Below are 14357 nucleotides of genomic sequence, written 5' to 3'. Positions count from 1 at the left end.
CGCGACAGTCCTTTTTTTATTTAGTCTTGATCTAGCTGGAAGTCTTTTAAATCAATCTGAACTTTCTGTGTCGGAAGTGATAAGGCCTGATTGACGTACAGGTTAATTAACTTTTCACGTGAACCAATCGAGCGCTGGTAATAGCTTGAATTCAACAATAATGCTGCGCCGTAGGTCAGCGACCAGATATAAGAAAGATAATCACGAATCGACATATCGTAATTCTGTGATTTTAAATATTTTTCAGTCATGTCTTTTAACGACACGATACGTTGTTGACGGATCGAGTAAAGCTCATCAAATAGATGCTTTAACTTGGATTCAGTCATGGTCAGATGTTCTTCTAACTGATGCAGCAGAATGGTACGACTTGGTGAGGTGAGATGATAGAGCATGTAACGTGGTGCATATTCTTTGACATCTGTATTGTATTTGTCTGAAATTTTTAAGATTTCTTTTTCATTCTGGATAATCAGTTCCAGCAATAATTCATTTTTGCTACGGAAATGTTTATATAAAGTGCCTTTGGCAATATCCAGTTCAGCAACCAGTTCATCTAAGGTCATTTCTTGGTTGTTTTCTAATAACAGCTTTTCTGCAACCTGCAAGATTTTTTCTTTACGAATTAAGAACTGAGTATGACGATCTGGATTCATGATGCTTATAAGCTCCTCATAGTGTTCCACACTGCATTTGCATTAGTGTCCAATGCATCATAACGCGAAGCAATGCTTTTATATATCAAACTTTGGTTTGGATATGGTCAAGCGTTTTCTGGTTCCCAGTTGGAAATCCCACTGAATAATAAGCGCACTTGGGTCGCTGCATTATCAATAAACAGGTTTTGTTGTTCGAGTAAATGATCAATCGTGAACTGTTTTGGCAAATTGATCCAAGTCATGGCCCACGTAAATGACATATTAATCAAAATCGTAGAAAGGACCTGTAAATGCTTGGCTTCCTTGATGTGTTTGAAGGTTTCGAGCTTGCACAGATCAATGGCTAGATCTTCGATCAGAAACTCAATTTCCCGTGCAATCGCAATACGTACGGTTTCAGATCCACCCCAGCGTTCCGCAATCATAAATTGCCATTGCTGCGGGCTGTGATTAACCGCCTGTACGAATAACTCAATGCTGGTGCGGGTTTTGGCTGAACCACTGTGTAACAGATAGCTTTGCCCCAATTGATGAATCAGGCTTTTTAAATGCAAAGAGACCTGATCAACCAGCTCTTGTCCGAGCGCATCCATGTCTTGAAAATGACGATAAAACGCCGTTGGTACCAAACCAACTTCACGTGCAACTTCACGCAAGCTAATGCTACTAAATGAGCGTCCTGCGGTACTCAGGTGGAGGGCTGCATCCAGTAAAGCCTGTCGACTCTGTTGTTTTCGTTCATCTCTAATCGACATGAATAAGATCCATTAAAACCATACCAAAGAGTCTAGCAAAAAAAACAGAAACTTTTTAGTCTTCGTACATTGCTAAATACAGATGTTTTTGATCTTTACATGCGCAACAGATGTGCAAAAGATAAGCAGAATCTAAGAGAGGCGTTTTATTTTCCCCGTATTTTGAGTGGCTTATAACGAGTATAAAAAATATTCAAAAAATTAGTGAACAAGTGTTGACTCAGTGAACACAAATAAATATAGTGTACACATGTTCACTACATGAACATTTGTTCACTCAAAATAAATAGCCAGATACAAAACGAGGAACGTATGAACGCAGAGTTAAGTTATCAGCCACATTGGATTCGAGAAGATTTCGTTGATTTTATCTTGCAAAAGATCAAGCCAACCTTCGCCTGGAAACGCATTCTTGCGCAAGTCACTGCTGTGCAGCCGCTGAGCGAAGATATGGTTTCACTCAGCTTAAAACCAAATCATAATTTTGATATTCGCCAAGTTAAAGCAGGCCAAAGCGTTTTAATTACCCTAATGATTAATGGGATATATCAGCAACGTAGCTATTCCATTATTGAGGTCACGCCACAAGGTGACATCCGTCTAGGCATTAAAGTTCAAGGTTTGGTGTCTAAAGCAGCACAACAATTGCGTGTTGGAGACAGCTTCGAGATTTCTCAGCCGCAAGGGGATTTCGTCTTACATCAAGGTCAGAAACCTGCATTACTGATTGCTTCAGGTTCTGGTATTACTGCAATTTATTCTTTATTAAAACAAGCATTACAACAGCAGGTTGAACAAGTGCACGTGGTGTATTTTAACCGTGCTGAAGTATTGCATCAGGATATCTTGGCCTTGGCTGAGCAATACCCACAACTGAATTATCATTTCTTTAATACGGCGCAGCAAAAACAGCATTTAGATGCAGCATTGTTAGAGAAACTCGTCCCTAATTTTAAAGATATCCAAGCCTATGCCTGTGGTCACCACAGCATGATGAAACAGGCACAACAGATTTATACGCAGCATGGGGCGGTGGAGAACTTTCATCAAGAATTTTTCCAACCCGTCCAAGTCGAGCATTCCAGTGAAGCTCAACCGATTACGTTTCGTCGTGCGCAACAAAATTTTATTGCAACGACCAATCTCCTGAGTAGTGCAGAGCAAGCAGGTTTACGTCCACAACATGGTTGTCGTATGGGCGTGTGTAACCGCTGTAGCTGTACCAAAGTCAGCGGTGTGACCCAGAACGCCCTTACTGGCGAAATTGATGATCAACCGAACCGTCCAATCAAGTTATGTGTGAGCCAGGCGTTAAGCCCAGTCACGATTGACCTATAAAAACAAAGATATTTGAGGATCAACACAATGAATATGGCATTAGAATTTAAAACCGTATCAAAGTCCGCACATTTAACTCCAGAACAAGTGGAAGAATTTGGTCGCCGTGTAGAAGAAATTCGCTTAGAAGTAATGAAGAATTTAGGTGAAGAAGATTCAAAATATATTTATAAAGTGCGTAATTTTGTGCGTTATACCGAAATCGCATCCCGTGGTATGTTGATGTTCGGTGGCTGGATTCCACCCGTATGGTTGCTGGGGACAGCCATGCTGGGTGTGTCTAAAATCGTCGAGAATATGGAACTGGGCCATAACGTAATGCATGGTCAGTTTGACTGGTTGAATGATCCAAGTTTACGTGGTGAAGATTACGATTGGGACAATACCTGTTCGGGCAATGACTGGCGATATACCCATAACTATATGCACCATACTTATACCAATATTGTCGGTAAAGATCACGATGTGGGTTATGGCATTTTACGTGTCACAGAAGACCAGAAATGGGAAGTACGTCATTTGGCAAATATCCCATTGGCACTTCAGCTCATGTTCTTTTTTCAGTGGTATGTGGGTGTACAAAACCTGCATCTGGAAGATGCGTTGGTTTATAAAACCAAAACATGGAAACAGGTTTGGGCAGATGCGGCTGAGTTCCGTAAAAAAGCCAAACGCCAAGTGTTAAAAGATTATGTGTTCTTCCCAGCGATTGCCACAGTAAACTTTATTCCAGTATTGGCGGGTAATGCAGTCGCAAACATCATGCGTAACTTATGGTCGTCAGCAGTGATTTTTAATGGTCACTTTACTGAAGATGCTGAAACCTTTGAAGCAGACAATACTGAGAATGAAACCAAGGCACAGTGGTACCTTCGTCAGATTCGTGGTTCAAGCAACTTCACAGGTGGGAAGTGGATGCATTTTATGAGTGGTAACTTGAGCCACCAGATCGAGCATCATTTATTCCCTGATATGCCTGCCAATCGTTATGAACAGGTTGCACCACAAATCAGAGCATTATGTGCCGAATATGGAGTGAACTATAACGAAGCCAACTTCATGAAGCAGTTCTGGACGGTGTGGGTGCGTTTGGCTAAATGTTCATTGCCGAATGATTTATCCGCGCAACTGGCACAAGGCTGGAGCAATCTGAAAGCGAAGTTTAGATTTGCTTAATTGGGTGAATTGTAACGAATAAGTAAAACTGAAAGCACGTGTAATTGAGCTATACTATGGCGCAATGATATTTGAGCCATAGTTTTAAGGAATCGTTATGCGTATTGACCAAAGAGCATTAGACCAATTACGTGAGGTAAAAATTACCCGTAACTATACCCGTTACGCAGAAGGCTCAGTTTTGGTTGAGTTTGGTCATACTAAAGTGTTGTGTACTGCGAGTATTGATAACTCGGTACCACGCTTCCTGAAAGGTCAGGGTCAAGGCTGGGTAACAGCTGAATATGGCATGTTGCCACGCTCAACGCATACGCGTAGCGATCGTGAAGCGGCTCGTGGTAAGCAAACGGGTCGTACTCAAGAGATCCAGCGTCTGATTGGTCGTAGCTTACGTGCAATGGTGGATTTGAAGAAGTTGGGTGAGAACACCATTACCATCGACTGTGATGTGATTCAGGCAGATGGCGGTACCCGTACTGCGGCGATTACGGGTGCAGCGGTGGCTTTGGTTGACGCAATGAATGTATTGCTCAGCAATAAAAAGATTAAACAGGATCCATTAAAGAGTTTAGTGGCAGCAATTTCGGTGGGTATGTATAAAGACGAAGTACTCCTCGATCTATGCTACGAAGAAGATTCAAATTGCCAAACGGATTTGAACGTGGTGATGACACAAGCGGGTGAATTTATTGAAATTCAGGGAACGGCAGAAGACAAACCGTTTACCCGTCAACAGAGCAATGCCATGTTAGAGCTTGCAGAAAAAGGAATCGCGGAATTGATTCAAAAGCAACAGCAGGCACTCGGTTGGTAAGTTCCAGTTGATAGTGCGGGCGGTCTGGTGTGTTTAGACCGCCTTTTTTTTATTTTGTTTTTCTGTCATCAAACTGCGATCAAATCATCATCTAAATGTCATTTATATTGTATTGACTATCTGCACTGATATTTTAACGGATAGTAAAATGCGAAATTTCTTTTTAGCGTTACTGAGTAGTAGCTGCTTTTTACTCAGTGCCTGTAATGATAGTGATCAAGGCGATAACAATAATTCCACGCCAAATCCACAGCCGCCCACCACAAGCTGCAAAATTCACTGCGCGCCCTAATCAATAACAATAAGGAAGTTAATAAGATGAATCGTCGTGACTTTGTATTAAATTCAACCAAAGCGTTGTTTGGTACGGCTGCATTGACCAGTTTTCCAATGAGTATTCAAAAAGCACTTGCGATTGATGCCAAGGTAGAAACAGGCACCATCAAAGACGTTAAGCACGTGGTGATTTTGACTCAGGAAAACCGTTCTTTTGATAATTACTTTGGCACCCTGAAAGGTGTACGTGGTTTTGGTGACCGTTTCACAATTCCACTGAGCCAAGGCCGTAAAGTCTGGGAACAATACGACGCCAATAAGAATAAAGTCTATCCCTATCATCTGGACAGCAGCCGCGGCAATGCACAGCGTGTCAGTGGCACGCCACATTCATGGACTGACGGGCAATACGCGTGGGATCATGGTCGTATGGGCAATTGGGTGCAATACAAGCAACCGCAATCTATGGGTTATTACAAACAACAGGAAGTTGAATTCCAGTTTGCCTTAGCCAATGCTTTTACTTTATGTGACGCCTACCACTGTGCGATGCATACCGGAACCAACTCCAACCGTATGTTTATCTGGACGGGAACCAATGGCCCAACAGGAGCGAATGTTGCCAGTGTGGTCAATGATCTGGACTCGATTGGAACATCTCTCACAGGTTATGACTGGACTACTTATCCTGAGCGCTTACAGGAAGCGGGCGTGAGCTGGAAAGTTTATCAAAACATGCCAGACAACTTTACCGATAACCCATTGGCAGGATTTAAAAAGTACCGCCGTGCCAACGAATTATCAGGCAAGCCAGTCAATAACAGTACGATTTGCCCAGCTTATGATCCAGCCATTGATGCCAGACAACCTTTGTATAAAGGTATTGCCAATACCATGCCAGATGGTGGTTTTCTCGGTTCATTTAAAGAAGATATTGCCAAAGGGCAGCTACCACAGGTGAGCTGGCTGGTGGCGCCTGCAACTTATAGCGAACATCCTGGGCCTTCAAGCCCTGTGCAAGGTGCATGGTATATTCAGGAAGTGTTGAATGCGCTGACTGAGCGCCCAGAATTGTGGAGCCAGACAGTTTTCCTGATTAACTTTGATGAAAATGATGGTTTCTTTGACCATGTGCCTTCACCAAGTGCGCCTTCGATGGATATTTCAGGTGAAGTCTATGGTAAATCGACATTAAGTAAGGAACAAATGTCTTATGAGTATGCGACGCATGCCAAAGCATCCAATGGACAACCGAATTTTACCGATCCAAAAGTGAGTAATGGGGTTGGGGTCTATGGGCCAGGGATTCGTGTGCCAATGTATATCATTTCACCGTGGAGCCGCGGTGGCTGGGTCAATTCACAGGTTTTTGACCATTCTTCCGTGATTCGCTTCCTAGAACAATGTTTTGGCGTACAGGAACCAAATATCAGCCCATATCGACGTGCGGTATGTGGTGATTTAATGTCAGCGTTTAACTTTAAGACCCCGAATTTACTGCCAATGCCAGATTTGGCGGGGAAGAAGAGTAAAGCTGAAGCAGATGCCATCCGTAAAGCACAGGAGCGTTTGGGGCAGGTGAGCCGTCCAGAAAGTCAGACCTATCCTGTGCAGGACATGGGTATTCGTCCATCTCGTGCCTTACCTTATATTCTGCACACTAGTGCTAAAGTGGACGTTGTAGCGAAAACTGTCAAACTGATGTTCTCGAATACGGGTTCGCATGCAGCCGTGTTCCATGTCTACGATAAATTGAATCTGGATGCGGTGCCGCGCCGTTATATGGTTGAGGCAGGCAAGCAACTGGATGACATCTGGCAGACTCAAGATAATCGCTATGATCTATGGGTGTTGGGGCCGAATGGTTTCCACCGTAGTTTTACGGGCAATTTGGCTCAAGCGACACAGATTCAGGCATTGCCAGAGATTCGGGTCTGTATGGAAGAGTGTGATCCAAAGCTGTTCTTAAAAGTACGTAATGACGCAGCACAGGTTGCAAAACTGGTCATCAAAGCCAATGCTTATTTACCGAACAAGCTCTGGCAGATTGAAACAGCGGCTTCTGAAAAAGAACTTGGCTGGGACATGAGCGAGTTTGGCGGCTGGTATGATTTCACCGTCACCATTGAAAATGATCCAAGTTATAGCCGTCGTTTTGCTGGACGTATTGAAACCAATGAAGACTCCATTTCTGATCCATATATGGGCTTTATTGAGCTATAAATTGTAGGTTTAGATGAGAAAAAGCAGTCTAGGTGGATACTTAGGCTGCTTTTTAGATTAAATTAGTGCAATAAAAAATAAAGACACAATATTATCAGTAGCATCAAACTGAAAAAACCAGCCACAAATACTTCAGTACTGTCAAAATCCACCCGTTGCCCAAGACGATAACCGCGGACTACTCCATAACCGATGCAACGGATTAATCCTTCAAAAATAATTTCAAAGATTACATTAATAAATACAAAGCGGAAAAACTTAAAAAGTAAGTGGAATAAAGCCTCAAATATGCTGTCCATCATTATTATTTTAATCAATAGTGTTGCTGAGCATTATGAGCTTACACAGATCGAAATGAAAGCAAACATATAGCTATCATCTTCAACAGAATCTCACTGAGTGTTTTCATGCTGTTACATAGCACTCAGATTTGGCTCATGTTCGTTTGATACAGTGAGCAAAAATTGAAAGTAAGAGATTCGGGGTAAGGATGTTACAAGTTTTTCTCGTGTTATTAACCGCAGTAACGTTTGTTTTAATGGCGGCAGATCCACGACCAACTGATTCGACCGAAGCCAAATCAGCGTGGCAAGTTGAAACAACAGAAGTTTCTAAAAAAACAGAACTCTTGGCTTCACAAAAGCATGAGTCTCAAGACAAAGAGACAGATCAGGCTTAAGCGTTAAAACGCATGGATAAATCAACCGCTCTTACATCTTTGGTCAATACACCCATTGAAATATAGTCGACCCCTGTGGTCGCCACTTCACGTAAATTTTCGATGGTAATATTGCCAGATGCTTCTAGCTTGCAGCGACCTGCAACATGTTTAACCGCATCAATCATTTGTTGCTGACTAAAATTATCCAGCATTACGATATCCGCACCAGCTTCAAGTGCCTGATTTAATTCATCCCAAGTTTCAACTTCAACTTCGACAGGTTTTCCTGGCGCGATTTGGTGTGCTTTGGTGATGGCTTGGGCAATACCGCCAGCAGCCATAATATGATTTTCTTTAATCAGGAAAGCGTCAAATAAACCTAAGCGGTGATTTTGACCACCACCGATTGCTACGGCATATTTTTGCGCGATACGTAGTCCTGGTAAGGTTTTACGGGTATCCAGCAGTTTGGTATGTAAACCATCAAGCTGTTTGACATAGCTAGCGGTTTTAGTCGCAACCGCAGACAAGGTTTGGATAAAGTTTAAAGCTGGACGTTCTACTGTGAGTAAGCTGCGCGCTGAACCAGCGAGTTTTAAAAATGCTTCATTTGCACCAACCACGTCGCCTTCTTGCTTTAACCATGTCACTTGCACGGTATTGTCATAGGCTTGAATCAAGGCATTCACCCAAGGTTGGCCTGCCAATACCATCTCTTCACGACTAATAATGGTTGCTGTGGCTTGCTCATCGACTGGTGTAAGCATGGCGGTAATATCGCCGTCCCCAATATCTTCTTGTAATGCTTGTTGGATATTGATTTGAATAGATTGTTCAAGCAAAGATTGAGGAATACTCATACCAGTTCCAGTATATTTTTGACCAAAAAACGTGTGCGATATAATAGGGTCTATTGACATTTCAACCATGCATTGCGTTATTGGCTAAAACGACATAAACAAGGCATGAAATGTAGGCAATGGCGCCACCCTTGTCAAGTTTCATAACGCTGTTTATGGCGGGTTTAGCCATAACCCTCTGGGACAGGAATATTTTTTGCCGCTCCTACGTTATAACTTGACTCATTTAGAATGACTAAATTTCGCAAGTCATGCTTTGTATCGTCTAAAAATATTCTCTGTCGCAATGAGAGCTATAGCTCGTAAGGTGAAATGTTAATAGGCCCTAATACCCTCCCTGTAAAAAATAAGTATTTCATCTCGATTATTCTGGATAAAGCATGGCAGAATGGCATCTATAAAGATTAAATTGCTGATTCGAGTCACAATGCAACACGCTAGATTTGCTCAAGTACAAGAGGGTGTATTGGTGGGGGCGACCCAGATTGTGTCGCCTAATTTCAATACACGTCCTGCTGGAACTGATATTCAACTGATCGTTATTCACAATATCAGTTTGCCGCCTTCCCAGTTTGGTGGGGGCTATATTCAGCAATTTTTTCAGAATCAATTAGACTGGTCGCTACATCCTTATTTCCAGACCATTGAAGGGATGCAGGTCTCGGCACACCTGTTGATTTTGCGGACAGGTGAAGTGATTCAGTTTGTGAATTTTAATGATCGTTCTTGGCATGCAGGACGTTCGAGTTATCTTGCACAGAAAGAATGTAATGATTATTCGATCGGGATCGAGCTGGAGGGCAGTGATGATTTGCCTTTTGAGCCAGCACAATATCAAGCATTGGTTGAGGTTGTGAAAACCTTACAACAGACCTATCCAAAAATTCAAAATCATATCGCAGGCCATTCTGACATTGCGCCAAAACGTAAAACCGATCCAGGCGAACATTTTGATTGGCAATTATTTCGAAATTTGCTTGCTCAACAGAAGTTAGCCGAAAAAACATCGATAGATTTATAATTTCACAACGAAATCTGTTGGGACTTTCATTACAATAACGCTTTTTAAAAGATAAGCCGTAGGTGAATGCGATGGCATTGTGGCGATCGACTGTAATTGTCAGTGCAATGACAATGTTATCTCGGGTATTGGGTTTGGTACGTGATGTCGTACTACTCAATGTATTTGGTGCGGGTAAGGACTTCGATACCTTTGTTGTTGCCTTTCGTATTCCCAACTTTTTTAGGCGCTTATTTGCAGAAGGGGCTTTTTCTCAGGCCTTTATTCCTGTTTTAACTGAATATAAAACTAGCCGTGCCCATGCCGAAGTCCAGATTTTAATTAGTCGAGTATTTGGTTGCCTGCTTACGGCTATGTCCTTACTGACCTTTGTGGCGATGGTTGCTGCACCAGCGATTATTTATCTCTACGCACCTGGTTTCCATAACGACCCAGAGAAGTTTGAGCTTGCGGTCGATATGTTCCGCCTGACCATTCCGTATCTGATGTTTATGTCATTGACGGCTTTTGCCAGCAGTATTCTCAACAGTTACGGTTCTTTTGCCTCACCTGCATTTTCACCTGTACTACTCAATGTTGCGATGATTGCAGGGGCATGGTGGCTGACGCCGTATATGGCGGAGCCGATCATGGCTTTGGGTTGGGCTGTGGTTGCGGCGGGTGTTCTACAGCTGGCGATTCAGATTCCAGAATTATGGAAGAAGAATTTGCTGATTCCACCTAAAGTTGATTTTAAACATGAAGGGGTGGATCGCATCTTAAAATTGATGCTGCCTGCCTTATTTGGCGTATCCGTTACCCAGATTAACTTGTTGCTGAACACCATTTGGGCATCATTTATGCAGGATGGTTCGGTCTCCTGGTTATACAGTGCCGAGCGTATGACTGAGTTACCATTGGGGCTGATTGGTGTTGCGATTGGTACGGTCATCTTACCTTCGCTCTCTGCACGTCATGCAGAGCAAGATCAAGCTAAATTTAGAGGCATGATTGATTGGGCTGCGAAGATTATTATGTTGGTGGGAATTCCTGCGAGTATTGCCTTATTTATGTTATCGACGCCGATCATTCAAGCGTTATTCCAACGTGGTGAATTTACTTTAGAAGATACCAGAATGACAGCCTTGGCACTACAGTGTATGAGTGCAGGTGTGATTTCATTTATGTTGATTAAAGTCTTTGCACCTGGCTTCTATGCCCAGCAAGATACCAAAACACCTGTTCGAGTGGGGTTAATGGCGGTTGCAGCCAATGCCATTTTAAACGTGATCTTTATTGGCTTGTTTAAGTTGATCGACTGGCATGCAGAACATATGGCTTTAGCTTTGGCGTCTTCTGGTTCTGCTTTGGTGAATGCGGGCATGCTGTATTTCTACCTGCATAAACGTAATATTTTCCGTTTTGGTGCGCATTGGAAAAAATTGGCATTTCAATATGCAGTGGCCAATATCGCGATGATTGCAGCACTGTGGTATGCATTAACCTGGTATCAGGGGGATGTTTCACAATGGTTACGCGTTGCTGAAGTGATCGGTTTATGTGTGGTGGGGGTAGTTGCTTACCTAGCCGGATTGCTGGTGACCGGATTTAGACCAAGGCATTTAAAGGCTTAATATGTAGAATTTTTTAGGTGCTCTAAAAATAATTATATGTTATTTTTTATAGAGTAGGGTTCTAATAATATCATAATTTTAAATATAAACAACTAGAATGATTTAATAGTAATTTAAATTAAACCATTCTAGTTGTCTGAAAAAATTATTGTTTTTTAATCTTTCTTGTTTTCAATTTCATGGATAATATACTTCCAAAATAATTCAGAACCATATCCAGATAGATGACTTCCATCAGACATAAATATAGATTTTCCATTAACTGAATAGTTGCAGTTATTATTTTGACAAATAGTATTTTTTATATTAATGAAATGTACATTTTTATGTTTTGATACTATACTTAATAAGATTTTGTTAATAGTATTGGATTCATCACTAGGCTCTGAAATAGTAGTACAATTACGGTCAATACCAGTTAATAATTTGGACTTTAAGCAAATTGGAATACTTTTATCTTTAGGTTTAGGCACAGCACCTACGATATATATATCTTTATTTTCCCCATATAAAGTGAGAAGTTTGTCTAGTTGACTCTTAAGATCTTCATGATAATTTCCAGTCAGATGACAATTAGGCGTTGTGCATTCTAATGATCCTGTTAGAGGGCGTTCCCAGGACTGAGCAATAATAATTTTTTTATTTTCTAATAGCCCTAACTTATAGTTGTTTTTGCAATTATCTTTCCAATCTTTATAGTTTCCTTCTCTTACATTTATACTATCAGGGAGAGATAAGCATGTAGCATACCAAGAAATTTTTACCTTTGTTTTATAAAGGTTTATTCCTCTAGTATAATGATTTGAATGACTATCACCAAGTAATAAATAGTTGTAATCTTTAGTGGTATTTAAGAGACTTATACCTTCTTTTACAATAAAATTATTTCCTGTACCACCATGTATTAAAGAGTTTGCAACTAGACTTTGTCTCTGAATCATACCTTGTGATTTAAATAAATATAAGCCTATCAATACAGGTGTTAAAATTATAATAGTATAGATAAAAATAGATTTAGCTATTGATGGTGAATTAAATTTTCTTTTTTCTATAATTAAATAACTTAAATAACCTAAGATAAGAGATATAAGAATTCCGAATAGCTTGTATTTATTATCTATTCCGAAATAACTGTAAGAGGCGGCTATAGGCCAATGCCAAAGATAAATTGAATATGACCATAATCCTATCTTTTGAAATATGATATTGTTTGTTATTAAACTGTTTTGTCTTTGTGCTTGAATTATTAGCCATGTACCGATTGTTGGAAATAACGCTAAATACCCAGGCCAAAGATTATGTTCAGATATAAATATATAAGAAAGAACTATTAAAGAAACTCCTAGTAACTCTAGAGTTTTCCCAGATATAATTTTCTTTCTTTCTTCTAACTTAAGTGGATAAAGAAAAGCTAATCCACCTAAAATCATTTCCCATGCTCTTGTGGGCAATAAAAAATAGGATTGATCAGGCCAAATTTGTGTGGCATATATACTAATAAATAATGATATAAAGAAGAATATTAAAATAATTCTCTTAAGTATACTTAGAGAAAAAAGTCTTTTAAAAATTAGAAGTACTATAGGGTATAATATATAGAATTGCCATTCTGCCGACAGTGACCATGTATGTAATAAAAAATTATCTCCTGTATCAAAGTAGCCACCACGCATACTGAACATGATATTGCTAATAAAAAGCATACTAGTAGCAACATCTCGACCCACAGTCTTGTAGTCCCATGGAGCTAAGAAAAACCATCCAAGGGTGAGTAAAGCTAAACATAAAATGAATAAAGGTGGAATAATACGATTAGCTCTTGCTATGTAAAATTTAATTAAAGAAAAATTATTATTTTCAAGTCCTTTAAATATTATTCCAGTCATTAGAAAGCCAGATATAACAAAGAAAACGTCAACTCCAGCAAATCCACCAGTTAAAAGTGAAGGATAAAAGTGAAAGATAACTACAGCGATTACAGCTATTGCTCTTAATCCATTAATGTCTTTTCTAAAATTCAAAGTAATGTCTCAATGTTAAGATTTGCACATAATATGCGATAAAAAAACTTATTGCTACCTGTGTTACTTAAGTTATATACCTATAAGAAATGACCATTTATTTAATAAACTTTATTCCTTGTAATATTAATTAACTTAATATTTAGGCTTATTCATTAAGTAATTAAACTTAATATAAATTTTTGATAAATAAAAACTATCATTAAATATAAAGTGTTCATTTATCTTTAATCTGTAATAATTCAATATCAAAAATTAAAGTACTGTTTGGCCCAATGGCATCACCTGAGCCCACATCCCCATAAGCAAGATTGGCCGGAATAAAGAAGCGTGTCTTACCGCCTACCTTCATGGTTTGCACACCTTCGGTCCAGCCTGCAATCACCTGGTTTAGCTTGAACTCTACAGGATGATTCCGGGCGATCGAACTGTCGAATACGGTACCGTCCAGTAAACGACCTTCATAGTTCACTTTCACTGTAGATGTCGCTTTTGGAGACTTGCCTTGACCTGGTTGGAGTACTTGGTACTGTAAACCTGACTTGGTGGTCACGATTCCGGCTTTTTTACCATTTTCAGCTAAAAATGCTTTCCCTGCCTGATCATTTTTTTGAGCCTGCTCCTGAAACTCAACCAGCTGCTTGGCTTCCAGACGCTTTTTATATTGACCTAGTACATTGGCCATTTCTTCGTCCGTCAAAGTGGCTGGCTTACCTTGCATGGCTTCCTGTAAGCCTTGTACAAAAGTCTCGATATTTAAATCTTTAAGTGTTTCGGCATTGCCTCGACCCATCAGATAACCATAACTATAACCGAGTTGATCTTTCTGTGGACTCTTTGTTGAAATGGGTGCTGCTTGAACCGTTCCGATGGTTGAGGCAATTAAAATCAGGCCTAATCTTTTCATTCTATCTTCCAAAAAATAAAGGAGGGCACCAGC

At 40.4% G+C, this 14357-nt stretch carries 13 protein-coding genes; 7 read left to right on the top strand and 6 right to left on the bottom strand.

Going from position 1 to position 14357, the window contains the following annotated elements:
• Positions 1-20: 20 nt before the first annotated feature.
• Together EC846_RS18110 and EC846_RS18105 are read right to left on the bottom strand one after the other, a co-directional pair.
• Positions 21-656, bottom strand: a complete 636-nt coding sequence (locus EC846_RS18110; RefSeq protein WP_004773406.1) for a TetR/AcrR family transcriptional regulator — start codon at positions 654-656, stop codon at positions 21-23.
• A 107-nt stretch (positions 657-763) separates the two neighbouring features.
• The gene (locus EC846_RS18105) at positions 764-1414 is read right to left on the bottom strand and encodes a TetR family transcriptional regulator (RefSeq protein WP_004773404.1); all 651 of its coding nucleotides are present in this window, start codon (positions 1412-1414) and stop codon (positions 764-766) included.
• A 312-nt stretch (positions 1415-1726) separates the two neighbouring features.
• Between EC846_RS18105 and EC846_RS18100 the strand changes: the two genes are divergently transcribed.
• The 4 genes from EC846_RS18100 (at position 1727) to EC846_RS18085 (ending at position 7241) form a co-directional block, all read left to right on the top strand.
• Positions 1727-2752, top strand: coding sequence for a flavin reductase family protein (locus EC846_RS18100; RefSeq protein WP_123775988.1), 1026 nt, complete (start codon positions 1727-1729; stop codon positions 2750-2752).
• A gap of 33 nt (positions 2753-2785) precedes the next feature.
• On the top strand, positions 2786-3928 hold the full coding sequence (locus tag EC846_RS18095; RefSeq protein WP_171410058.1) for a fatty acid desaturase family protein: 1143 nt from the start codon (positions 2786-2788) through the stop codon (positions 3926-3928).
• A 97-nt stretch (positions 3929-4025) separates the two neighbouring features.
• Complete coding sequence (gene rph / locus EC846_RS18090) at positions 4026-4742, top strand: ribonuclease PH (RefSeq protein ID WP_123775986.1); 717 nt, start codon at positions 4026-4028, stop codon at positions 4740-4742.
• 318 nt (positions 4743-5060) lie between these two features.
• Complete coding sequence (locus tag EC846_RS18085; RefSeq protein ID WP_123775985.1) at positions 5061-7241, top strand: phosphocholine-specific phospholipase C; 2181 nt, start codon at positions 5061-5063, stop codon at positions 7239-7241.
• Between the two features lie 62 nt (positions 7242-7303).
• Here the strand turns inward: EC846_RS18085 and EC846_RS18580 are convergent, their stop codons facing one another.
• Positions 7304-7540: a hypothetical protein gene (locus EC846_RS18580; protein ID WP_062846421.1), complete on the bottom strand. Its 237-nt coding sequence runs from the start codon at positions 7538-7540 to the stop codon at positions 7304-7306.
• Positions 7541-7731: 191 nt separating this feature from the next.
• On the opposite strand from EC846_RS18580, the gene EC846_RS18075 reads away from it, so the two are divergent.
• Entirely contained in the window at positions 7732-7920 is a 189-nt protein-coding gene (locus EC846_RS18075; RefSeq protein ID WP_004773394.1) for a hypothetical protein, read from the top strand.
• Here the strand turns inward: EC846_RS18075 and nadC are convergent.
• Entirely contained in the window at positions 7917-8762 is an 846-nt protein-coding gene (gene nadC, locus EC846_RS18070) for a carboxylating nicotinate-nucleotide diphosphorylase (RefSeq protein WP_123775984.1), read from the bottom strand. The two genes, EC846_RS18075 and nadC, sit on opposite strands and share 4 nt — an antisense overlap.
• A gap of 427 nt (positions 8763-9189) precedes the next feature.
• Between nadC and ampD the strand changes: the two genes are divergently transcribed.
• Positions 9190-9783, top strand: coding sequence for a 1,6-anhydro-N-acetylmuramyl-L-alanine amidase AmpD (gene ampD, locus EC846_RS18065; protein WP_123775983.1), 594 nt, complete (start codon positions 9190-9192; stop codon positions 9781-9783).
• Positions 9784-9845: 62 nt separating this feature from the next.
• Positions 9846-11396 (top strand): murein biosynthesis integral membrane protein MurJ, encoded by a 1551-nt coding sequence (murJ, locus tag EC846_RS18060; protein ID WP_171410054.1) that lies wholly within the window; start codon positions 9846-9848, stop codon positions 11394-11396.
• A 155-nt stretch (positions 11397-11551) separates the two neighbouring features.
• On the opposite strand, the gene EC846_RS18055 is transcribed toward murJ, so the two are convergent.
• Together EC846_RS18055 and EC846_RS18050 are read right to left on the bottom strand one after the other, a co-directional pair.
• A complete protein-coding gene (locus EC846_RS18055) occupies positions 11552-13417 on the bottom strand; it encodes an acyltransferase family protein (RefSeq protein ID WP_171410053.1) in 1866 nt (621 codons plus the stop codon).
• A gap of 217 nt (positions 13418-13634) precedes the next feature.
• Positions 13635-14324 carry an FKBP-type peptidyl-prolyl cis-trans isomerase gene (locus tag EC846_RS18050; protein ID WP_123775980.1) on the bottom strand — a complete coding sequence of 230 codons (690 nt, stop codon included), beginning with the start codon at positions 14322-14324 and terminating at the stop codon, positions 13635-13637.
• Positions 14325-14357: the final 33 nt, after the last annotated feature.

It is taken from the genome of Acinetobacter sp. BIGb0102 (genome assembly GCF_003815055.1).
In the GTDB taxonomy this organism is placed as follows: domain Bacteria; phylum Pseudomonadota; class Gammaproteobacteria; order Pseudomonadales; family Moraxellaceae; genus Acinetobacter; species Acinetobacter vivianii.
This window is presented reverse-complemented; position numbering and strand designations above follow the sequence as displayed.